The following is a 23,510-nucleotide window of genomic DNA, read 5'->3' as shown; positions in this document are numbered from 1 at the left end:
AATCTTTCTTACTTTCTTGCTTTTCTCTGAACGATACGTTCTCCTTGTGGAACATCTTCAGTGACCCATATGTTTCCACCAATTACGGCTCCTTCTCCTATGGTTATGCGACCAAGAATTGTCGCATTAGAATATATTATTACGTTATCTTCTATAATTGGATGGCGATCTATGCCCTTGATGGGTTGTCCATTTTCATCTAAAGGGAAACTTTTAGCACCAAGAGTAACTCCTTGGTATAATTTGACATGATGTCCTATAATTGTTGTAGCTCCAATTACTACTCCTGTGCCATGGTCTATCGTGAAGTACTTTCCAATGCGTGCGCCAGGATGTATGTCTATGCCTGTTTCACTATGAGCCATCTCGGTTATCATTCTAGGTATAAGAGGTACGCCTATTGAAAGTAATTCATGGGCTATTCTGTAATTACAAATAGCTTTAATCGCAGGATAGCACAATATAACCTCTCCAATGCTAACAGCAGCAGGATCCCCGTCGTAAGCAGCTTTAACGTCAGTTGCTAATGTGTGTCTTAACTCGGGTAGTTTACCTATAAAGTGGATGGCATGTTTCGCTGCCTCATTACGCTTAATTTCTCGACAGTCATCATCTTCGTGGGTGCGTACAAAACATAATCCAGCAAATATTTGTTCTGTTAAAAGCTCATAGAGCTTTTCTACATTGACACCAATGTGATATTCAATAGTTCTACTATTGATACTAGAGTTTCCATAATAACCAGGAAAAAGGATAGTACGAGCTAACTCTACTATGGTATCTAATTCTTTAGAAGAAGGCAATAGTTCTCCATCTCTCTGTTGATGAAAAAGTTCTTGATAAGATTCACTCCTTGATAACTTGTCGATAGAGTCAGTCAAGTGATGTGTGTGGTCTAAAGGGTTCATTCGGATATGCTTAAAATGAAGTGATATACGACGCAAAGGTAGGTATAATACCGCTAAAAAAAAAGATAAAATACCCTATACCGAGTCAAGCTTTTGGCTCTTTCTGTTATATTTACATAAATATAACGTATTGATAAATAGGATTAAATAGAAAAGTATGAAAAAGATTGTAAAAAAATTAACTGATTTAATAGGCTCAACTCCAATGTTAGAGCTTGCAAGCTATAATGAAACCAAAAATCTAGAAGCAACTTTAATTGCTAAGCTAGAGTATTTTAACCCAGCTGGTAGTGTTAAAGATCGTATAGCACTAGCTATGGTTGAGGATGCCGAATCTAAAGGTTTTCTAAAGCAAGGAGGAACTATCATTGAACCCACAAGTGGAAATACGGGTGTAGGTTTAGCTTTTGTTTCTTCCGTGAAAGGGTATCGTTTAATTTTGACTATGCCCGATTCTATGAGTGTTGAACGTAGAAACCTATTGAAAGCATTGGGTGCAGAATTAGTATTAACTCCTGGGGCTGAAGGCATGAAGGGGGCTATAAATAAAGCAGAAGCTTTAAAAGAAGAAATTAATGGTTCTATAATACTACAACAGTTTGAAAATCCTGCAAACCCAGCTATACATATTAAGACTACAGGTCAGGAAATATGGAATGATACAGATGGAAAAGTAGATATTTTTGTTGCAGGCGTCGGAACTGGTGGCACGGTTAGTGGAGTTGGAGAGGCTCTAAAAAAACATAATCCTAAAGTGAAAATTGTAGCAGTTGAACCAGCTAGTTCACCAATTTTATCAGGAGGAAAACCAGGACCTCATAAGATACAAGGTATTGGAGCGAACTTTATACCTAAAACATATAATGCAAAAGTTGTAGATGAGGTGATGAAAATAGAAAATGATGATGCGATCCGTACAAGTAGAGAACTCTCTAAAAAAGAAGGGCTTTTAGTGGGTATCTCTTCTGGAGCAGCTGTAGCAGCAGCTACCCAGTTAGCTAAACGTCCCGAGAATAAAGGTAAAATGATTGTTGTCTTACTGCCAGATACGGGGGAGCGCTATTTATCCACTGATTTATATGCTTTTGAAACATATCCATTGTAAATAGGATAGAAAAAACGGCAAAGGTTTATTTATCTTTGCCGTTTTTATTTTAATATCATTTATTTGAATGATCAGAAACTATGTTTACAGATGAATTGCCATAAATTATTTTAGGCTTTCCATGGGGTGCTGCAAATTCTTTTGCAGAGACTTTATCTAGAGGTATTTCCCATACTTTTACATTTTTTAGAGCTGGCTCAGAGTAAGAAAAGGCTTTGTCTGGAACATATTTTGCCATAATAACATTTAGTATTTCTTCTTTCTCTTGTAAATCTTCAATAAAGTTTACCTTTCCTTTGCATACTACACTTTTAGACCTCATTCGATAGCTACAAGCTACTTTGGGATGCTGAAACACTAACTCTTGTCCTAAATTAAACGTTATGCATATTTTTGAGTTTTTGTAAATACAATCGACAAGATGTCCATCGGGTGCTGAGTGTAAATAAACTACCCCATCTTTGTATCCGAAGTTCATAGGGATAACGTATGGAGTATTATCCGTATCGATCAGGCCTACATAGCAAATAGAGCAAGAAGAGATGATGTTCTCAACTTGCTCTTTATTATCTATTTGCACTGTTTTCATTTGTTATCGTCAGATGATGAGTCTTTTTCTACTAAAGCAAAATCAAGTTGTTTCTTTTCTAGATTTGCTCTTGCTACTTTGATACGAATAGGATCGCCTAAAGAATATACTTTGTGTGTACGTCTGCCTATTAAGCAATAATTCTTTTCATCAAACTCATAGTAGTCGTCTCCTAAATCACGAATAGGAATCATACCTTCACATTTGTTTTCATTGAGTTCCACATACAGTCCCCATTCCGTAACACCAGAAATAACTCCGTCGTATTCATTTCCAAGTCTCTCTCCCATAAACTCTACTTGTTTATACTTAATAGAAGCTCTTTCGGCATTGGAAGCAATTAGTTCCATATTTGAGCAGTGGTCACATAAGTCTTCATACTTGTCTTCTGAAACATCACTTCCTCCATCCATATATCTCGTGATTAGTCGATGTACCATCATATCGGGGTAACGACGGATAGGAGATGTAAAATGCGTATAATAATCAAACGCTAATCCATAATGTCCTATGTTATGTGTAGAATAGCGTGCTTTTTGCATTGCTCTTATTGAAATTGTTTCTATTAGATTAGCTTCTTTTTTGCCTTGAATATCTTCTAATAAGACATTTAATGAGTGTGCGACTGTACTCTTTGAACCAGATGTTCTAATTTTGTATCCAAAGCGTGCTATAAACTGTGAAAGGTTATCCAGCTTATCAGGGTCAGGTAAGTCGTGAATTCTATATGGCAATACTTTCGCTTTTTTATTGTGTCCTACTTTTCCAACCTTTTCTGCTACTGTACGATTAGCTAACAGCATAAACTCCTCAATAAGCTTGTTTGCCTCTTTTGATTCTTTAAAATAGACACTAATAGGTTTTCCTTTTTCATCAATTTTAAACTTCACCTCAACTCGTTCAAAGTTTAAGGCTCCATCACTGAATCTTAGTTTACGAAGTTCTTGAGCGAGGTGATTGAGCATTAGTATTTCTGTAGCATATTCACCTTCTTTACTTTCTATGATTGCTTGAGCTTCTTCATAAGTAAATCTTCTGTCGGACTTTATTACAGTATGAGCAACATGAGAATGCTTAACCTCTCCAGCTTCATCCAACTCAAAAATTACGGAGAAAGCTAATTTCTCTTCATTAGGTCTTAGTGAGCATATAAAATTGCATAAGCGCTCAGGTAGCATAGGTATAGTTCTATCTACCAAATAAATAGATGTAGCTCTTTTTTCTGCTTCTTGGTCTATGATATCTCCTTCTTGAACATAGTGTGTTACATCTGCAATATGAACACCTACTTCCCAGTTCCCATTTTTAAGTTGGCGAATAGATAAAGCATCATCAAAATCTTTAGCATCTTTAGGGTCAATAGTAAAGGTGGCAATGTTTCTGAAGTCTTCTCTTTTCTCTATTTCATCTTTAGGAATTTCAGCAGATATTTTGTCAGCAAACAGCTCTACTTCTTTAGGATAGGAATAAGGTAAACCAAACTCTGCTAAGATTGCGTGCATTTCAGTGTCATTGTTTCCTGCTTTTCCAAGGATATCCAACACTTCGCCGATTGGGTTTTTTGCTTTATCAGGCCATTCTATAACTTTAACTACAGCTTTATCTCCTGTTTGCCCATTTTTAAGTTTATCAGCTGGGATAAAAATGTCATTAGCTAAAGTTCTATTTTCTGTAACAAGGAAGGCATAAGATTTAGAAACCTCAAGTGTCCCTACAAATGTATCATTTGCTCTTTCTAATATTTCAATTACTTCACCCTCAGATTCATGATTTTTACGTTTTGCGTAGAAGGCAATGCGTACTTTATCATTATTCATGGCATGGGCAGAGTTTCTTTCTGCAATAAAAATTGGATCTCCACCATCTTCAGGAAGGAATGAGTTTTTTCCATTGCTTTTGCGTTGGAAGATACCCACTATTTCTACACCTCTTTGATTTAAAGAAAACTTCCCACGTGCAGATTCAATAACATACTCATCTCCAATCATATTACTAAGAATATCTTTGCATAGCATCTTCGAAGGATGAGTGGTTAGTCTTAATTCCGAGCAGATATATTTAAAGGAAAGCTTCTCTCTAGACTTAGCTTCAAAAAGATTAACCAATAGATTGGTTAATTCTTTTTTATTTAATCGTTTCTTGTTTCCCTTTTTACTTTTTTTTGCCATATAATGGTATTTTATACTGTATTTTAATCTTTCTTTTTAACAAAGTAAATAAATAAAACTACTTTATCTCTCTTATAAACATAAAATATAAGTCTAGATATCGTTTAAATAGCACTTCAAACCATTTAATTTTTTATTAACAGCTCGCTTTATTTTATTTATATGAGATACAATTGAAAGTAAATATTATATGTGTATAACAATTTATCGATTGTGTAGTTCTCTTAATCTTAAGGAGAATTTAAGTTGGTTCCTGTTAAAACGCGAAAGAATTCATCTATTTTAGTAACTATTTTTAGTTATCCAATGTTTATAAATTATGATTAAGAAAATAAGTAACAGAGAAAAAGAGATATATAAGGTCACTTTGCAAGGTAGTATTATAAACTTTGCTTTGATGATATTCAAATTTATAGCAGGCTTTTTTGGTAGAAGTTCTGCAATGATTGCTGATGCCGTCCATTCATTAACAGATTTCATTACAGACTTTATAGTCATTGTCTTTGTTAGAATTTCGAGTAGGCCACAAGATGAAAATCATGATTTTGGTCATGGTAAGTATGAAACGTTGGCTACAGCTATAATAGGTATTTTTTTATTGATGGTAGGTGTTGGTATTATGTGGAGTGGAGGGGTAGATATTTATGCTGTATTAGTGAAAAAAGAATCTCTTGCTTCTCCAACAATGATTGCTCTTATTGCTGCAATACTTTCTTTGGTTTCTAAAGAATTACTATATCAGTATACGATTAGGGTAGGGAGAAAGATAGAGTCTCAAGCTGTGATAGCCAATGCTTGGCATCATAGAAGTGATGCTCTATCTTCTATTGGTACTACAATTGGTATTGGTGGAGCTATACTACTAGGGAAGAATTGGAGTATTTTAGACCCGATTGCTGCAATAGTTGTTAGTGTTTTGATTATAATTGAGGCAATAAAATTGCTAACTTCGTGCTTGGATGAACTTCTTGAACGTTCTCTGCCTTGTGATACTGAGGGTGAAATTATAAAAATAGCTAGTTCTGTTGATGGTGTTAAGGGAGTTCAAGAACTCCGTACTCGTAGAATTGGAAATTATTATGCCATAGAATTTGATATTTTAATTAATGGAAATTTAAATTTGCGTGAAGCACATAGTTTCTCTGATGAAGTAGAAGTTCGGTTAAGAAAGAAGTTTGGTCAGAATACTTACATCAATATACATATAGAACCAGATAAATAATGGCGAAAATACTTGTTACAGGAGCCAGTGGCTTTATTGGAAGCTTTATTACTGAAGCTGCAGTTGAAAAAGGCTTAGAAACCTTTGCTGGGATAAGGTCTACTAGTAGTAAAAGATATCTAATTGATAATCGAATTAATTTTATTGAGTTAGACTTTTCAGATAAGCAAAAACTTAGGGAAGTATTGAGTTTATTCAAAAAAGATAATGGCAACTTTGATTACATCGTGCATTGTGCAGGAGTGACTAAATGCATAAGTAAAAATGACTTTATAGAAGTCAATTATCAGCAAACGAAAGATTTTGTAGATGTTCTTATTGAGCTAGAGATGGTTCCAAAACAATTCCTTTATATAAGTACTCTAAGTGTTTTTGGTCCTATTCATGAGAAATCTTATCAACCGATTGCTGAAGATGATATAAAAAAGCCTAATACGGCTTATGGATTAAGCAAACTGAAATCAGAGAGGTATCTTGAAAGCTTAGTTGATTTTCCCTTTGTTATATTTAGACCAACAGGAGTTTATGGTCCGCGTGAAAGCGATTACTTCCTTATGGTAAAGTCTATTAAAGGGCATATAGACTTTTCTGTAGGGTATAAAAGGCAAGATCTTACATTTGTTTATGTGAAAGATCTTGTTGAGGCTATTTTTTTGGCGATTGAGAAAAAAGTAGTGCGTAGAGCCTACTCAGTAACTGATGGAGAGGTATATAGCAGTAGAGCTTTTTCTGATTTAATTCAAAAAGAATTAGGGATCCCATTTGTTCTTCACATAAAAAGTCCCCTAATTATCTTAAAAGTAATATCTTTGTGCGCTGAATTTATTTCAGGGATTCTTGGTAAAAGTAGTACTTTGAATTCTGATAAGTATAAGATTATGAAACAGCGAAACTGGAGATGTGACATAACTCCAACCATTGAAGAGTTAGGTTATGAGCCTAAATATAAGTTAGAGAAGGGTGTTGAGGAAGCTGTCGATTGGTATAAAAAAGAAAAATGGATTTAGAGTTGACAAAGGCTATTGGAGTGAAAAGAAATCTTTTTAGTGTTGAAAAGATTTCACTAGCATATAGTTTAATAACAGGAATTATGATACTCATTCTTTTTCCAAGAATGGATCATCCTATCCAAATGTTGTTGGAACGATTTGCTATTGTAGGTATTACATTGGGGCTTTCATTACTGGGTGCATGGTGGCCTAATAAATTGATGGTTTTGGTTCGTGTCGGATTCCAAATGGGGTTACTGTCTTATTGGTATCCTGATACTTATGAATTTAATAGATTATTCCAAAACCTAGACCATGTCTTTGCTACTATAGAGCAAAGCTTGTTCGGTTTTCAACCTGCATTGGAGTTTAGTGTTCAATATCCTAAACTATGGATTAGTGAGGCTTTTAATATGGGCTATTTTTCTTACTACCCTATGATTGCTTTGGTTACTTTAGCCTATTTTTTTCAACGCTATGAGGAGTTTAGTAAAGTAGCTTTTATACTTGTTGGATCTTTCTTCCTCTACTATTTTCTATATATTTTTATTCCAGTAGCTGGTCCTCAGTTTTATTTTCCTGCAATTGGTCTAGACAATGTACACGCTGGAGTCTTTCCTTCTATTGGTGATTTTTTTAATTATAGTCAGACACTTCATGTTGGTCCATATACTGAAAAGGGATTATTTTGTCAGTTGGTTGAGACGTCTCAGCAAGTAGGAGAACGTCCTACAGCAGCTTTTCCTAGCTCTCATGTTGGGATATCTACCATCTTAATGATATTAGCATGGAGGGTAAATAAAAGTATTTTTGGCTTTATGTTTCCTTTTTATCTCTTGCTTTGTGGAGCAACTGTATATATTCAGGCTCACTATGCCATTGATGTTTTAGCAGGGTTTGTTTCTGCTTTTATAATATACGGAGTGGTGTTGTATGGCTATAATGCTTTTTTTAAACAAAATGATTTTTCCTTAAAGTGTTATACGATTTCTAAGTAGACTTAAAGTAAGAATATAGCATAGAAAAAGGCTATCTCAATACTTCGAGATAGCCTTTTTCTATGTTCATTCTCTTCAATGTATTGACTTTCCCATAGGGATATGATGATGACATGTCGGTGTCATGATAAGATCTTGACTTAGTCATGTCTTCATCTTGTCAGGGTTATAATTTATAATAGTTTTGAGTATAGTGTAACGCTATGTTAGGACTAGACATTCAGGTAAAATAAAAAAGAGTTGGTTAAACTTAATTAACCAACTCTTTTTAATATCTAAAAAACAACACAGATTACTGTTTGTTTGCTTTCTTTCGTTCTAATTCATCAAGAATAACTTTACGCATACGCATGTGGTTCGGAGTAACTTCTACGTACTCATCTTCCTTGATATATTCTAAAGCTTCTTCTAGAGAGAATTGAATAGGAGGAGTGATAGATGCTTTATCATCAGAGCCTGAAGCACGCATATTGGTTAGCTTCTTAGATTTAGTAACATTGATTACTAAATCTTTTTCATGAATATGTTCACCCACAACTTGTCCTGCATAAACATCTTCTTGAGGGAAAATAAAGAACTTACCTCTATCTTGAAGTTTGTCTATGGCATAAGCAAAAGCTGTACCTGCTTCCATTGCAATCATTGATCCATTAGATCTACGTTCGATAGGACCTTTGAATGCTTGATATTCTTTGAATCTGTGTGCCATAATAGCTTCACCAGCTGAGGCTGTAAGAACATTGGTACGAAGTCCAATAATACCACGAGAAGGCATATCAAATTGTAGATTGATACGGTCTCCAGTATTTTCCATCATAACCATTTCACCTTTACGGCGAGTTACCATATCAATAATACGGCTAGAGTATTCTTCAGGAACATTAATTGTAAGCTCTTCAATTGGTTCACATCTTTGACCCTCAATTTGTTTGAAAATAACCTGAGGCTGACCAACTTGAAGCTCATAACCTTCACGGCGCATAGTTTCAATAAGTACAGATAAGTGTAGCACGCCACGACCAGACACAATCCACTTTCCGTCTTCTTCACTCTTTTGTACACGAAGAGCTAAGTTTTTATCAAGTTCTTTGACCAAGCGTTCGTGAATATGTCTAGAAGTAACAAACTTACCATCTTTACCAAAGAAAGGAGAGTCGTTAATTGTAAATAACATACTCATGGTAGGTTCATCAATTTTAATTGGAGCCAATGGTTCTGGATTTTCATAATCGCAGATAGTATCACCAATTTCAAATCCATCAACACCTACAATAGCACATATATCGCCAGAAGAAACTTCTTGAGCTTTTACTCGACCAAGTCCTTCAAAAACATGAAGTTCTTTGATTTTTGATTTTACGGTAGAGCCATCTCTTTTTGATAAGGTGATGTTCATACCTTCTTTTAGGGTACCTCTGTGTACACGACCTACCGCAATACGCCCTGTATATGCAGAATAGTCTAAAGAAGTAATCAACATTTGAGGAGTACCTTCTAATACTTGAGGTGAAGGAATGGTTTCGATGATGCAATCCAACAAAGGAGTAATGCTATCTGTTGGTTGTTTCCAGTTTTTGCTCATCCAGCCATTTTTAGCAGAACCATATAGAGTAGGGAAGTTTAATTGATCTTCAGTTGCGTCAAGATTAAACATCAAGTCGAAAACCATTTCATTTACTTCGTCCGGTCTACAGTTTTGTTTATCTACCTTATTAATAACAACGATTGGTTTTAATCCAATCTCTAGAGCTTTTTGAAGAACAAATCTAGTTTGAGGCATAGGACCTTCAAAAGCATCAGCTAGCAAAATACAGCCATCTGCCATATTTAAAACGCGCTCAACTTCTCCTCCAAAATCACTGTGCCCTGGAGTATCAATAATATTGATTTTTGTTCCTTTGTAATTGATCGATACGTTCTTCGATAATATGGTTATACCACGCTCACGTTCGATGTCATTGTTATCCAATATCAACTCGCCACTAGATTGGTTATCTCTAAATAGTTGACCTGCAGATAACATGCGGTCTACTAAAGTGGTTTTACCATGGTCAACATGGGCAATAATTGCAATATTTCTAATATTTTGCATAAATACCTATTATTTGCCTGCAAAGGTACGAAAAAGCGATTAGATATTTTGAGTAAATAGCGAATATATTCTGATAATCATGCTAATATATTAAAAAGAATACTTATCTTTGCATGCTCAAAGAATAGTTATATATATCACAAAAGCTAAAAATTATGTATTTAGACGTAGCTAAAAAACAAGAAATCTTTGAAAAGTACGGAAAGTCTAACACTGATACTGGCTCAGCTGAGGCTCAGATAGCATTGTTTTCATACCGTATTTCTCACCTAACTGAGCACATGAAGCTCAATAGAAAAGATTATAGCACAGAGAGAGCTCTTACAAGACTAGTAGGTAAACGTCGTGGTTTACTAGACTATTTAAAAGATGTAGATATTGAAAGATATCGTAGCATCGTTAAGGCTCTAGGACTTAGAAGATAATCTAATAAGTCGAAAAAGAACTTTGAAAAGCCCCTTATTAAGGGGCTTTTCTATTTCTATGACTATAAGTTGGCTTACATTAAAGATTTGAGTACTTTTGCTTAACTATTTTAGGACTTTAATCACTATTTTTAGTGGTTTAGTACTATTTTAGTAAGCGTTAATCTTATTTTTAATCACTAAATTAGAGAGTATATCATTATGAATTTTAGCAATCTTTGTAATAAGATCTTTCTGCAAGCGACGAAAGATTATCATGTGACTGATAGTGTGGATGCCACAATTAAAAATCCATACGAGTTAAAAACGATTGAGTATTATTTATACTTAAAAAACTGGATTGATGCCGTACAATGGCACTTTGAGGATATTATCCGTGATCCAAATATTGATCCAATTGCAGCTCTTAAATTAAAGAGACGTATTGATAAATCAAATCAAGATCGTACAGACTTGGTAGAGTTAATTGATAGTTATTTCCTTGATAAATACAAAAGCGTAAAAATCAAAGAAGATGCAACTATTAATACAGAAAGTCCTGCTTGGGCTATAGATAGATTATCAATTTTAACATTGAAAATCTATCACATGGATGAAGAAACAAAACGTACGGATACTTCAAAAGAACATGTAGCACAATGTAAGTCTAAGTTGAATGTTTTGCTTGAACAGCAAAAAGATCTATCAACTGCTATAGACCAATTAATTGAAGATATCGAAGCTGGTAGAAAATATATGAAAGTGTACAAACAAATGAAAATGTACAACGATCCTAATTTGAATCCAGTTCTTTATGCAAAGAAATAAATAACACATGGCACGTATATTAATTATACGATTTTCGGCGATTGGAGACGTCGCAATGACTGCGCCTATCGTACATTCTCTAGCTCTGCAATATCCAGAGCTAGAGATTACTGTACTTAGTCGTAATTTCCTTCAACCGATTTTCAAAGAAATGCCTTCTAATGTAAAATTTTTAGGGGCAGATTTAAAAGGTGAACATAAGGGAATAGCTGGCTTGAATAAACTATTCAAAGAGTTGAAAAAGTACAAGTTCGACTATGTTGCAGATTTTCACAATGTCTTGAGATCAAAATATTTGGGATTGAGATTCAAGCTAGAGGGAGTGCCTGTAGCTACTGTCTTTAAAGGGCGTGCAGGTAAACGTAAATTAGTAAGAAGAAATAACAAAGTCTTTGTTCGACAAAAAAGTCTTTTTCAGAGATATACTGATGTCTTAGAATATTTAGGTTTCCCAATTTCAGCCAATTTTGATTCTATCTTTGGAGAGGGTAAAGGCGATTTTTCTAAAATAAAAGAAGTAGTAGGAGATAAAAATCAGAAATGGTTAGGTATAGCTCCTTTTGCTCAGCATAAAGGTAAAATCTATCCAATAGAAAAGATGGAAAAGGTTCTCGCTCATTTTGCAAATGAGAAAAGAGTCAAAATTTTCTTATTTGGAGGTGGAGCCAAAGAGAAAGCAGTCTTTGATGAATGGGTAAAAAAATACCCGAGTGTTATGTCTATGATTGGGAAGTTTGATATGGAACACGAGCTTATCCTGATGAGTTACTTAGATTTAATGCTCTCTATGGATTCATCAAATATGCATTTGGCATCACTTGTCAATGTTCCTGTATTATCTATCTGGGGAGCAACTCATCCGTATGCAGGATTTTTAGGTTGGAAGCAATTACCTACCAATACAATTCAAATAGAAGATCTCCCTTGCAGACCTTGTTCTGTTTACGGACAAAAGGAATGTTATAGAAAAGATTATGCTTGTCTAAATAGAATAGAACCACAAGTTATTATTGATAGAATAGAACGTGATTTTAGTCTGTAATAGGGCTAAATAGCGTTATCTTTATATGTATAAAAGACTAATAAACCCCAAGTACATTCATTTAACCTCTTTTTTAGAAAAGTTACCAGATGTTTTTGAGACATCTGGCGAAACTATATATACTGGTCGCAACTTAATAAAAGTTTTTGAGGTAGAAGGGCTAACTGTAAATGTAAAACGCTATGGCGTACCTTTATTAATTAACCGCTTCGCTTATACGTTTTTTAGAAAGCCAAAGGGTTTTCGAGCTTATACCTATCCTTATATTTTAGCTGAACGAGGTATCAATACTCCAGAGCCTATAGCCTATATGGAAGAACGCTCCATGGGATTAATTAAATATTCCTACTTTGTAAGTATCCAATCTCCTTATAAATCATTTCTTTATGAAATAGGGAATATGGAGGTTGATGAAATAAAGGAGTTTACGAAAGCTTTTGCTCTATTTACTTCGGATATGCATAAAAAAGATGTATACCATAAAGACTACTCACCTGGGAATATATTGTGCGGAAAGAAGGATGGTGAATATGATTTTTGTTTAGTAGATATTAATCGAATGGAGTTTGGCCCAGTAAATGTCGAAAAAGGTTGTGCTAACTTTGCTCGATTATGGGGTCAACCTTCTTTTTTTAGATATTTAGCAAAAGTATATGCTGATGATAGAGATGCTGATGTAAATGAATGCATTGAATGGGTAATGCATTATCGAAAGAAGTTTTGGAAGTATTATTCAGGGAAATATAAGGTTCGATATAATTTAAAATTTGATTAAATTGATCATAAATCTGCACACATAATAATTATTATTACTGAGTGTGGATTTTTTATTTTTGTACTCAAATAGACTACTTCTAAGAGCTGTTTAAAGAAATAAAGTCTGTTAAATATAAAGCATTATTCTTTAGAGATTTGCGTAATGAAGGCTACTCATCTAACTTAGCCAAATATCTATTTATTTCTGTTTAGAAGTATTCTCAAGGGATGTTATTGATTTGAAAACAGCATGAGTTCATGTTGAAGTAACTTTTCAAAGTGAAAATGAGAAATACCTAATAGTTTGACAAAAGACAATAAGTTATAATAAAAGTATATGAAAGATTTCCTAAAGATTTTAAGGAGGTTTATCCCTCCATATAAAGCGTATGTAATATGGGCTACTGTTTTAAATCTTCTATCAGCTGTATTGAATATCTTTTCATTTACACTGATTGCCCCCATTTTATCTATTCTATTTGAAACAGATAAAGCCGTATATCATTTTATACCCTGGGAAACTGAAGGTTTAAATACCAAGGAAATCCTCTATAATAATGCTTATTATTATGTGACTGATTTAATAAATACTTACGGAGGATCGACTACGTTGATGATTCTCGGAGTGTTTCTTGTTGTTGGAACTTTATTAAAGACCGCTTGTTACTTTGGTTCATCTGCAGTGATGATTCCTTTAAGAACCGGTATTGTAAGAGATATCCGCACACAGTTATATAATAAAGTGCTTGATTTGCCGATTGCTTTTTTCTCAGAAGAAAGGAAAGGAGATATTATTACGCGTATGAGTGGTGATGTCTCCGAAGTTGAAAATTCGGTGACCAGCTCTTTGGATATGCTTTTAAAGAATCCTATTTTAATTGTTGTTTATTTCTCTACACTGCTAATTATTAGTTGGGAGTTAACCTTATTTACCCTTATTGTACTGCCTTTCATGGGATGGTTTATGGGCATTATAGGTAGAAGATTAAAAAGACAATCTTTAGAGGCACAAGAGAAATGGAGTAATTCTATGTCTCAAATGGAAGAAACTTTAGGTGGGCTTAGAATTATAAAAGCCTTCGTTGCTGAGAAGAAAATGTCTGCTCGATTTTTGCAATCAAGTAATGAGTATCGTTCTGCCATTAATAGAGTGGCAACACGTCAAACCCTAGCCCATCCTATGAGTGAGTTTTTAGGAACAATCCTAATTGTGATAGTATTATGGTTTGGTGGAACTTTAATATTAAGCAATAATTCTGCTATTGATGCTCCTGCGTTTATGGTTTATATGGCTATGCTATATAGCTTAATAAACCCATTAAAAGAGTTCTCAAAAGCAGGTTATAACATTCCAAAAGGCTTGGCTTCAATGGAACGTATTGATAAAATACTGCAAGCAGAAAGTACTATTGTAGACAAGGAAAATGCTAAATCACTCAACACCCTTCAAGATTCTATAGAGTTTAAGAATGTCAGTTTTAGCTATGACTCTGTTAGAGACGTATTAAAGAATATCAACCTAAGCGTTAAAAAAGGTCAGACAATTGCTCTTGTTGGTCAGTCTGGGTCTGGTAAATCCACTTTGGTAGATTTGCTTCCTCGCTATCATGATGTTACATCGGGAGAAATAAGTATTGATGGAATTGATGTTAGAGATATTAAAATATCCGACTTACGAAGTATTATAGGAAATGTCAATCAAGAGGCTATTCTTTTTAATGATACATTCTTAAATAATATAGCTTTTGGAGTAGAATCTGCTACTTTGGAAGAGGTTATGGAAGCAGCCAAAATAGCTAATGCCCATGAGTTTATTATGGAAACAGAAGATGGGTATAATACGAATATAGGTGATCGTGGAAGTAAACTTTCTGGAGGTCAACGTCAGCGTATCAGTATTGCTCGTGCTATCCTTAAAAATCCTCCTATATTAATACTCGATGAAGCTACGTCAGCATTGGATACAGAGTCTGAAAGACTTGTACAAGAGGCATTAGAGCACTTGATGAAATCACGTACCACGATAGCGATTGCACATCGTCTATCCACTATAAAGAACGCAGATGAAATCTGTGTCCTTTATGAAGGAGAAATAGTAGAGCGAGGAAAACATGAAGAGCTACTAGCTCGAAATGGTTATTATAGAAGATTGAATGATATGCAGAGCTTGTAAGTTTATTTGCGACCAAAGTCTGCAGGTATTTCACCCCATTTCTCAGTTTCCCATTTGTAAATAGGAGTTGAGTAAGAATTAGATTTCAGCCACTTTTCTGCCCTAGCAATTAGGTCATAAACAGTGGCTGTTTTTGTGTTTCTTTCTAATTTGGTCTTGCATTTTTTTTGTTTAATCCAGCTGATCGCATTTCGACTATCGCTATAAATTGGCATATCCCATCCTTGTTGCTTTAAATATGCAAGGCCATGCACTAAAGCTAAGAATTCTCCTATGTTATTTGTGCCTTGAATAGGACCATAATGAAACAATTGCTGACCAGTAGCTGTGTATACACCTCTATATTCCATTGGACCAGGATTTCCACTACAAGCAGCATCTACACACAGACTGTTTTCAAAAACCTCGGCAGGAATTTGTTGCTTTTGTAAGTCTTTGGGGTCAGAATTAGTGCTAGTTTTCTTCTGAAAAAAATCATAAGGTGAAGAAGCATAGGCATATTCTGCTTTTTCAAGTGTAGGAAAAGACTTATAAAGAGCGCCTTCATAACCATTTATCTGAAGTTGACAGTCTGTCCAGCTTGTATAGATACCTGGGTTAACACCCTTCCAAACAACATAATATTTCTGCTTTTTTGCCATATAACCAATAATTTTCATCAAAGTTACGCATATCTATTAGTATGATAAAATAGTTGGCAGTGAAAGGATCTATAAATTATGAAATCTATGCTCTCAGCTCTTAAAAAACTTTTTAACTTTGTTATAAATAAAATAGGGTATGCAACGAATATTTTTAATAGGATACATGGGGGCTGGTAAGACTATTTTAGGTTCTCCTTTGGCCAAAGAGCTTGGTATGTCTTTTATCGATCTTGATATTTTTATAGAGAAACGGTATCATAAGACGATTAATGAACTATTTCATGAATATGGAGAGCAAGAGTTTCGTTTAATTGAGCAGAAAACACTAAAAGAGGTTGCAGAATTTGAGGATATAGTGATTTCTACTGGTGGAGGAACTCCTTGTCATTTTGACAATATGGATGTGATGAATAAGGCTGGAACTACTATTTATTTGGAGGTAAGTACATCCGTGTTATTTGAACGTTTAAAGTTGGGTAGGAGAAAACGTCCCATATTAAAAGATAAAACAGATAATGAATTACTTAGCTTCATAGAAGAATCTTTGTCAAAAAGAGTCAATATTTATCGTAAATGTCATCATCAATTTTTAGTAGATGATTTGAATAGTGTAGAGTCTGTAACACGGACAGCTAAACTTATAGCTAGGACTATAAATGAGAGAGTTAAAAGGTCTTAGTGCTCTTTGTGTAAATAAATAAGACATTCTTTACCCTAAAAAGTAATATTATTCTTTCATTCAAACTATTTCGATTAAATCTTCGGATAATGAATTAGTTATACCCTCATTCTCTTGCTTTTGAACTATCTGTTGAATACCTTGTTTGATAAATACAATTAGTTTTAAATATTTTGTGGCAATAGAAGTTGTTTAATCTAGATTAATATCTATTTTTGCGACCCAATTGTTTTACTTATTTAATAAGGTTTTGATAATATGAGAAAATGGAGAATTGAAGATTCTGAGGAGATGTATAATATCAATGGTTGGGGAAACCCATATTTCCGTATTAATGAAAAAGGAAATGTTGAAGTAACCCCTCGTGAGAACGCTGCATCTGTAGACTTAAGAGAGCTTATAGATGAGATGCAACTAAAGGATATTGCCACACCTCTTTTGGTACGATTTCCTGATATATTGGATCATCGTATTGAAAACACCGCTCAATGTTTTAAACAGGCATCTGAAGAGTACAATTATAAAGCTCAAAACTTTATTATTTACCCTATTAAGGTAAATCAAATGCAGCCTGTGGTAAGTGAAATTATAAGTCATGGTAAAAAGTTTAACCTTGGCTTAGAAGCAGGGTCTAAACCAGAATTACATGCTGTTATAGCTATCAATACAGACTCAGAATCTTTAATTATTTGTAATGGATATAAAGATGAAAGTTATATTGAACTAGCTCTTCTTGCTCAAAAAATGGGTAAGAGAATCTTTCTTGTTGTTGAAAAGATGAATGAATTAAAGCTGATTGCTCGTTTGGGTAAAAAGCTGAACGTACGTCCTAATATAGGTATTCGTATTAAATTAGCTTCATCAGGTAGTGGAAAATGGGAAGATTCAGGTGGTGATGCAAGTAAATTTGGATTGACTTCAAGTGAGTTACTAGAAGCTTTGGATTACTTAGAAAGCAAAGATATGAAAGATTGCTTAAAACTGATCCACTTCCATATTGGTAGTCAAGTAACTAAAATTAGGAGAATTAAAACTGCTCTACGTGAGGCTTCTCAATTTTATGTCCAATTACACAAATTGGGCTTCGCTGTTGAGTTTGTAGATGTAGGTGGTGGTCTAGGTGTCGACTACGATGGTACTCGTTCGGCAAGCACAGGAAGCAGCGTTAACTATACTTTGCAAGAGTATGTAAACGACTCTATCTCTTCTATGGTAGATGCGAGTGATAAAAATGGCTTGCCTCATCCTAATATTATAACAGAGAGTGGGAGAGCTTTGACAGCACATCACTCTGTATTAATCTTTGAGGTTCTGGAAACAACATCTCTTCCTGAGTGGGATGATGAAATGGTGGTTTCTGAAAATGATCATGAGCTGGTTCGTGAATTATATAGTATTTGGGATTCTTTAAATCAAAACTCGATGTTAGAGTCTTGGCACGATGCTCAACAGATTAGAGAAGAAGGGTTGGATTTATTTAGCCATGGTATCGTAGATTTAAAAACAAGAGCCCAAATAGAACGTTTATATTGGTCTATTACAAGAGAAATCAACCAGATTGCATCAGGATTAAAGCATACTCCTGAAGAGTTTGTTGGGTTGTCAAAATTGTTAGCAGATAAATATTTCTGTAACTTCTCTTTATTCCAGTCTTTACCAGACTCTTGGGCTATTGATCAGATCTTCCCAATTATACCAATTCAGAGATTGGATGAAAAGCCTAGTAGATTAGCTACATTGCAAGATGTTACCTGCGATTCGGATGGAAAGATTGCCAACTTTATTTCTCCTCGTAGTGTGTCGCACCATTTGCCAGTACATGCAGTGAAGCCAAATGAATCATACTATATTGGAGTATTTTTAGTAGGTGCCTATCAGGAAATTTTAGGAGACCTGCACAATCTATTTGGTGATACAAATGTAGTGCACGTATCAGTAAACTCAAAAACACATGTTATTGACCAGATTATCGATGGTGAAACTGTTGCTGAGGTACTAGAATATGTAGAATATAATCCAAAGAAACTAGTACGTGCTTTAGAAGGTTGGGTATCTAAGTCTGTTAAAGCTGGTAAGATCACACTAGAAGAAGGTAAGGAGTTTTTAGCAAACTATCGATCAGGATTGTATGGATACACATATCTCGAACAATAATTGAAAGATTACTAAAATCTAAAATATTTATAGCCTATGAGTTGTTAAACTTATAGGCTATATTTTTCTATATTTGTGAATATGAAAGAACAACTAACAATTGTAAAAGTGGGAGGAAAAATTGTTGAAGATGAGAAATCACTCAATAATTTGATATTAAAATTCAAACTGATACCTGGGAAAAAGATTCTTGTACATGGGGGAGGAAGATCAGCTACTCAAATGGCAGAACAATTAGGTATTCAGACTTCTATGGTAGATGGTCGAAGAATTACAGATCGAGAAATGCTAAAGGTAGTAACCATGGTATATGGAGGTTTGATAAATAAGAATATTGTCGCTAAACTTCAAAGTTCAGGAATTAATGCAATAGGGCTGACTGGTGCTGATGGAGATGTTATGCGTGCCCATAAAAGAGAAGTTGGAGATGTTGATTATGGTTACGTAGGGGATATAGATTCAGTAAACTCTTTATTACTAAGTCAATTGATGTATAGTGAATTAGTACCTGTTATGGCTCCATTAACTCATGATGGAAGAGGTTCTCTATTAAATACTAATGCAGATACAATTGCTAGTAGCTGTGCCTTGGCTTTGACTGAGTTTTTTCAAGTTAGTTTGATTTATTGTTTTGAAAAAAGAGGTGTCTTATCTGATGCTTCTGATAATAATAGTGTAATTGATAAGATAACGCCTCAACTATTCAAAAAACTTGTTGATGATGAGATTGTTGAAGGAGGAATGATTCCTAAACTAGAAAATGCCTTTTCTGCTTTAAATAAAGGGGTTGAAAAGGTTATTATTACATCTGTTGATCAACTATCTTCATCTGGTGGTACCTCTATACAACTGGACTAAATAAAAGGAATGATTAAAAAAGAGGATAATATATTAAGATACGAAGGCTTGGGAGATATTATTATAAAGCCTAACGCACGTGCTAAACGATTTGTCTTTCGGGTGAAAGATAATCGGCTGCAAATGACTACGCCTAAATATTCCTCTAAAAAAGAAATGTATCAGGCTGTATCCTCTATGTATGATAAACTAAAAAAACTGTTATCTAATAATACAAACCCTCTTATTGATTTAAATTTTTCAATTGATACTGAATTTTTTAAACTTAAAATTGAGGAAGGAAATAGGGAACGATTTTTAGCTCGTTCTGAATTGGGTGAGCTGTCTATTATTGCTCCTAAGTCTGTTGATTTTAATGATGTACAGCTTCAAGAGTGGCTGAAAAGAGTGATTATAGAGGCCCTTAGAAGAAATGCGAAAATTATTTTGGCCCCTAGACTATATATGCTTTCACAAAAACACAATATCCCTTACAATCAACTTAAAATCAATACAAGTGAGGGGAGATGGGGTAGCTGTTCTGGACGAAAGAATATAAATTTATCAGTTTATTTAGTCCTTCTTCCAAAGCATTTGATTGATTATGTTCTTTTGCATGAACTATGTCATACTTATGAGATGAATCATGGTCCAAATTTCTGGGCATTGTTGAATAATCTAACTGAAGGCAGAGCTGAAGAACTAAATGAAGAACTGAAAAACTATCACACTTCAATTTTTAATTATTCAAAAGAGTGACCTTATTACTATGGATATCTTTTTTGAATTTGTAATTACCACCTTTATCAGATAGGTTGAAAATAGAAATCCCATTCGTTTCTTGATCAACAAATAGAAGTGCATTTTGGGATGCAAACTGGTGTATTTCAAGCTTCATAGGTTCCTTGATTACTACATCATGAAATAGTATGCTGTCATTTAGATGAATTTCTGTCATCTCATTTAAAAAGCCCTCGGAAAGTGTTATCTCGTATATCCCTTCAAAAGTTTCTTCATTTTTACTGTTTAGGCGTAAACTCATATAGATGAAGATTACGACAATAAATATAACGGCAAAGGCTAGCATACCATTGCCTATCATAAATTGTTTGTTTGTATTTAAGTGCTTACTCATATCAATTATTTATAAGGACAAAAATAACTATTAAAGTTAGATTTAAGGATCTAGACCTTTAAATTATCAAGATATTGAGTAGTTTATCTTGATTGCTTGTCTTATTATTGAATTCTCACATTTGTTTTTTTGGTATCGTATTGATGTTAAAAAGAATAAGAAAGGGGGAGCTTCTAAAAGTGTTTTTGAAGTGGGGGAGTGTTTTCCTCTATTTTGTTTCATTAAAATAGCTTAATAAATATCCTTAAAAAAAGGTCATACTATTAGTAAGAGATACCTTGTAGTGGTATTATTATTAAAAGGTCTATCTATGACTTTAAAATGCAATGAAAAAACTTCATCTGATATTATTAGGTGTTCCGTTTTGGTCCTTTTTTATGAAAAATAGAGATAAAAGAGGTGATAATTATCTTAATAAATAGTAAAATCGTACAAAATAGCGTGTAAATCTGTAGTTTTGCAGAATACGCAAAAATATTATGGAAAACAAACAAACTTCACAATCACAAAATCCCCTTAAATGGATTCCAACGGCATATTTTGCTATGGGACTTCCTTTTATTGTTTTAAGTATGGTCTCTGTTTTGATGTTCCAAGACTTAGGGGTATCTAAAGCTAGTATAACTTTCTGGTTATCAATTATTACACTCCCATGGACATTAAAACCTTTATGGAGCCCTTTTCTTGAATTATTTAAGACAAAGAAATTCTTTGTTGTATTGACACAGTTGGTAACAGGTATCACTTTTGCTTTAGTTGCATTTAGTTTACATCTTCCTGAATTTTTTCAAATAGCTATTGCCCTTATGGGGGTTATTGCTATAAGTGGAGCTACTCATGATATAGCTCTAGATGGAATCTATTTATCAGTTTTATCACCAAAAGTTCAGGCTCAATACATTGGTTGGCAGGGTGCCTTTTATAATATGGCTAAACTTCTATCTTTTGGTGGGTTAGTTTATGTCGCCGGTGTACTGAAAAATAGTTTAGGAGCACTTGAAGCTTGGACTATTATTATGGGAATTTTTTCTGCTATAATGGTTTGTGCAGCTTTATATCATATAAAAGTTTTGCCAACAGGAGGACAATCTCAGGACCAAGTGAGATCAGTCAAAGAAACATATCATGAATTAATTGAGATAATTATCTCTTTCTTTAAGAAAAAACATATTATTTGGTATATTATCTTCATAGTTCTATATAGATCTGCAGAGGGTTTAGCAATGAAGGTTTTACCTTTGTTCTTGGCAGATGATGTTGTGAATGGAGGGTTAGGATTAAGAACTGAGCAAATAGGTATTATAAATGGAATCTGTGGAGCTTTGGCTTTTGTAATAGGCTCTATACTAGGAGGATATTATATTAGTAGATTTAGTTTGAAAAAAACCTTATTCTCACTATGTTGTATTTTCAATATACCCTTTGTTATCTATTTATTATTTGCAATATACCAGCCAAGCTCACTTCCTGCAATCGGTTTAGGTGTCACTTTTGAATGGTTTGGTTATGGTTTCGGATTTGTAGGTTTAACCCTATTTATGATGCAGCAAGTAGCTCCAGGAAAGCATAAAATGGCTCACTATGCCTTTGCTTCTGGAATTATGAACTTAGGTGTGTTAGTACCTGGTGCAATAAGTGGGTTAATTGCTGAAAGTGTTGGATATAAAAACTTTTTTATCATAGTTCTAGTAGCTGCTATTCCAGCATTCATAGTAACGGCATTAGTCCCTTTTACTTATGACAATGGAGATCCAGTGAAAGAATAATAAACTTCTATTTATTAATATTATGAGCAAACTTAAAAATGTAGGTCCTGTAATGCCAGAAATGCCTTGGGAAGATAGACCCGAAGGATGTAAAGATGTAATGTGGCGTTATTCAAAGAACCCTGTTATTGGACGTTATCAAATTCCTTCATCAAATAGTATCTTTAATAGTGCAGTTGTTCCTTTTGAGGATGGTTTTGCCGGTGTATTCCGCTGTGACAATAAAGCTGTTCAGATGAATATCTTCGCAGGTTTTAGCAAGGATGGTATTAATTGGGATATAAACCACGAACCTATTCAGTTCAAAGCGGGTAATACCGAAATGATTGAATCTGAATATAAATATGATCCTCGAGTTACATGGATAGAAGATCGTTATTGGATAACTTGGTGTAATGGTTATCATGGACCAACTATTGGAATTGGATATACTTTCGACTTCAAAGAGTTTTTTCAATGTGAGAATGCTTTTCTACCATTTAATCGTAATGGAGTATTATTTCCTCAAAAGATTGACGGAAAATATGCTATGTTAAGTCGCCCAAGTGATAATGGTCACACACCTTTTGGTGATATTTATATTAGCTATAGTCCTGATATGAAATATTGGGGAGAACATCGTAGTGTTATGAAAGTTACTCCATTCCCAGAAAGTGCTTGGCAATGTACTAAAATTGGTGCTGGTTCAGTTCCTTTCTTAGTGGAAGAAGGCTGGTTGATGTTCTATCATGGAGTGATTACTACTTGTAATGGTTTCCGTTATGCTATGGGGTCAGCAATTTTAGATAAAGATGACCCATCTAAGGTGTTATATCGTACTCGTGAATACTTACTAGGACCAGCTGCTCCCTATGAGCTTCAAGGTGATGTTCCTAATGTGGTTTTCCCATGTGCTGCTTTACAAGATGGTAAAAAAGTTGCTGTTTATTATGGTGCTGCTGATACTGTAACTGGAGTTGCCTTTGGTTATATTGATGAAATTGTTGAGTTTACAAAACGAACAAGCATCATATAATTTGAT

Annotated in this window: 21 protein-coding genes; 15 read left to right on the top strand and 6 right to left on the bottom strand. The window is 34.2% G+C overall.

Features of this window, described 5'->3' with window-relative positions; genetic code table 11:
• Positions 1 to 8: 8 nt before the first annotated feature.
• Positions 9 to 908, bottom strand: a complete 900-nt coding sequence (gene epsC, locus K8V80_RS08490; protein ID WP_006743693.1) for a serine O-acetyltransferase EpsC — start codon at positions 906 to 908, stop codon at positions 9 to 11.
• 157 nt (positions 909 to 1,065) lie between these two features.
• Between epsC and cysK the strand changes: the two genes are divergently transcribed.
• Positions 1,066 to 2,013: a cysteine synthase A gene (gene cysK, locus K8V80_RS08485; RefSeq protein ID WP_006743692.1), complete on the top strand. Its 948-nt coding sequence runs from the start codon at positions 1,066 to 1,068 to the stop codon at positions 2,011 to 2,013.
• A gap of 55 nt (positions 2,014 to 2,068) precedes the next feature.
• Here the strand turns inward: cysK and K8V80_RS08480 are convergent, their stop codons facing one another.
• Both K8V80_RS08480 and rnr read right to left on the bottom strand, forming a co-directional pair.
• Complete coding sequence (locus K8V80_RS08480) at positions 2,069 to 2,602, bottom strand: pyridoxamine 5'-phosphate oxidase family protein (RefSeq protein ID WP_276777006.1); 534 nt, start codon at positions 2,600 to 2,602, stop codon at positions 2,069 to 2,071.
• Complete coding sequence (gene rnr / locus K8V80_RS08475) at positions 2,599 to 4,770, bottom strand: ribonuclease R (protein WP_276777003.1); 2,172 nt, start codon at positions 4,768 to 4,770, stop codon at positions 2,599 to 2,601. The genes K8V80_RS08480 and rnr overlap by 4 nt, the downstream gene beginning before the upstream one ends.
• Before the next feature lie 319 nt (positions 4,771 to 5,089).
• On the opposite strand from rnr, the gene K8V80_RS08470 reads away from it, so the two are divergent.
• Genes K8V80_RS08470 through K8V80_RS08460 form a run of 3 tightly spaced genes read left to right on the top strand, consistent with a single transcriptional unit; the run spans position 5,090 to position 7,979 of the window.
• Positions 5,090 to 5,992: a cation diffusion facilitator family transporter gene (locus tag K8V80_RS08470; protein ID WP_006743689.1), complete on the top strand. Its 903-nt coding sequence runs from the start codon at positions 5,090 to 5,092 to the stop codon at positions 5,990 to 5,992.
• Positions 5,992 to 6,999: an NAD-dependent epimerase/dehydratase family protein gene (locus K8V80_RS08465; protein ID WP_006743688.1), complete on the top strand. Its 1,008-nt coding sequence runs from the start codon at positions 5,992 to 5,994 to the stop codon at positions 6,997 to 6,999. The genes K8V80_RS08470 and K8V80_RS08465 overlap by 1 nt, the downstream gene beginning before the upstream one ends.
• Positions 6,990 to 7,979: a phosphatase PAP2 family protein gene (locus K8V80_RS08460; RefSeq protein ID WP_276776998.1), complete on the top strand. Its 990-nt coding sequence runs from the start codon at positions 6,990 to 6,992 to the stop codon at positions 7,977 to 7,979. Before K8V80_RS08465 ends, K8V80_RS08460 begins: the two co-directional genes overlap by 10 nt.
• A gap of 292 nt (positions 7,980 to 8,271) precedes the next feature.
• On the opposite strand, the gene typA is transcribed toward K8V80_RS08460, so the two are convergent.
• Positions 8,272 to 10,071 carry a translational GTPase TypA gene (typA, locus tag K8V80_RS08455; protein ID WP_006743686.1) on the bottom strand — a complete coding sequence of 600 codons (1,800 nt, stop codon included), beginning with the start codon at positions 10,069 to 10,071 and terminating at the stop codon, positions 8,272 to 8,274.
• 155 nt (positions 10,072 to 10,226) lie between these two features.
• Here typA and rpsO point away from each other — a divergent pair, with 155 nt between their 5' ends.
• The 5 genes from rpsO (at position 10,227) to K8V80_RS08430 (ending at position 15,274) form a co-directional block, all read left to right on the top strand.
• Positions 10,227 to 10,496: a 30S ribosomal protein S15 gene (gene rpsO, locus K8V80_RS08450; protein ID WP_006743685.1), complete on the top strand. Its 270-nt coding sequence runs from the start codon at positions 10,227 to 10,229 to the stop codon at positions 10,494 to 10,496.
• Positions 10,497 to 10,697: 201 nt separating this feature from the next.
• A complete protein-coding gene (locus K8V80_RS08445; protein ID WP_006743684.1) occupies positions 10,698 to 11,303 on the top strand; it encodes a DUF4254 domain-containing protein in 606 nt (201 codons plus the stop codon).
• A gap of 7 nt (positions 11,304 to 11,310) precedes the next feature.
• Entirely contained in the window at positions 11,311 to 12,345 is a 1,035-nt protein-coding gene (locus K8V80_RS08440) for a glycosyltransferase family 9 protein (RefSeq protein WP_006743683.1), read from the top strand.
• Between the two features lie 25 nt (positions 12,346 to 12,370).
• Positions 12,371 to 13,120: a lipopolysaccharide kinase InaA family protein gene (locus K8V80_RS08435; RefSeq protein ID WP_276776991.1), complete on the top strand. Its 750-nt coding sequence runs from the start codon at positions 12,371 to 12,373 to the stop codon at positions 13,118 to 13,120.
• A gap of 318 nt (positions 13,121 to 13,438) precedes the next feature.
• Positions 13,439 to 15,274 carry an ABC transporter ATP-binding protein gene (locus K8V80_RS08430; protein ID WP_006743681.1) on the top strand — a complete coding sequence of 612 codons (1,836 nt, stop codon included), beginning with the start codon at positions 13,439 to 13,441 and terminating at the stop codon, positions 15,272 to 15,274.
• A gap of 2 nt (positions 15,275 to 15,276) precedes the next feature.
• Here K8V80_RS08430 and K8V80_RS08425 read toward each other — a convergent pair whose 3' ends face one another.
• Positions 15,277 to 15,915 (bottom strand): viroplasmin family protein, encoded by a 639-nt coding sequence (locus K8V80_RS08425; protein ID WP_040310258.1) that lies wholly within the window; start codon positions 15,913 to 15,915, stop codon positions 15,277 to 15,279.
• A 139-nt stretch (positions 15,916 to 16,054) separates the two neighbouring features.
• Here K8V80_RS08425 and K8V80_RS08420 point away from each other — a divergent pair, with 139 nt between their 5' ends.
• The 4 genes from K8V80_RS08420 to K8V80_RS08405 all read left to right on the top strand — a co-directional run bounded on the left by K8V80_RS08420 (position 16,055) and on the right by K8V80_RS08405 (position 20,347).
• The gene (locus tag K8V80_RS08420) at positions 16,055 to 16,597 is read left to right on the top strand and encodes a shikimate kinase (protein ID WP_276776987.1); all 543 of its coding nucleotides are present in this window, start codon (positions 16,055 to 16,057) and stop codon (positions 16,595 to 16,597) included.
• Positions 16,598 to 16,855: 258 nt separating this feature from the next.
• Positions 16,856 to 18,751 carry a biosynthetic arginine decarboxylase gene (gene speA, locus K8V80_RS08415; RefSeq protein ID WP_276776985.1) on the top strand — a complete coding sequence of 632 codons (1,896 nt, stop codon included), beginning with the start codon at positions 16,856 to 16,858 and terminating at the stop codon, positions 18,749 to 18,751.
• Between the two features lie 81 nt (positions 18,752 to 18,832).
• A complete protein-coding gene (gene argB / locus K8V80_RS08410) occupies positions 18,833 to 19,609 on the top strand; it encodes an acetylglutamate kinase (RefSeq protein WP_276776983.1) in 777 nt (258 codons plus the stop codon).
• Positions 19,610 to 19,618: 9 nt separating this feature from the next.
• Entirely contained in the window at positions 19,619 to 20,347 is a 729-nt protein-coding gene (locus tag K8V80_RS08405; protein ID WP_276776980.1) for a SprT family zinc-dependent metalloprotease, read from the top strand.
• On the opposite strand, the gene K8V80_RS08400 is transcribed toward K8V80_RS08405, so the two are convergent.
• Positions 20,328 to 20,723 (bottom strand): hypothetical protein, encoded by a 396-nt coding sequence (locus tag K8V80_RS08400; protein WP_006743675.1) that lies wholly within the window; start codon positions 20,721 to 20,723, stop codon positions 20,328 to 20,330. The two genes, K8V80_RS08405 and K8V80_RS08400, sit on opposite strands and share 20 nt — an antisense overlap.
• Positions 20,724 to 21,202: 479 nt before the next feature.
• On the opposite strand from K8V80_RS08400, the gene K8V80_RS08395 reads away from it, so the two are divergent.
• Both K8V80_RS08395 and K8V80_RS08390 read left to right on the top strand, forming a co-directional pair.
• Entirely contained in the window at positions 21,203 to 22,489 is a 1,287-nt protein-coding gene (locus K8V80_RS08395) for an MFS transporter (RefSeq protein ID WP_006743674.1), read from the top strand.
• Positions 22,490 to 22,541: 52 nt separating this feature from the next.
• On the top strand, positions 22,542 to 23,504 hold the full coding sequence (locus K8V80_RS08390; protein WP_040310257.1) for a glycoside hydrolase family 130 protein: 963 nt from the start codon (positions 22,542 to 22,544) through the stop codon (positions 23,502 to 23,504).
• The last annotated feature ends 6 nt before the right edge of the window (positions 23,505 to 23,510 follow it).

The organism is Bacteroides coprosuis (assembly GCF_020741705.1).
In the GTDB taxonomy this organism is placed as follows: domain Bacteria; phylum Bacteroidota; class Bacteroidia; order Bacteroidales; family Bacteroidaceae; genus Bacteroides_E; species Bacteroides_E coprosuis.
Note: the sequence above shows the minus strand (reverse complement) of the source record. Positions and strands in the feature narration are given on the sequence as shown.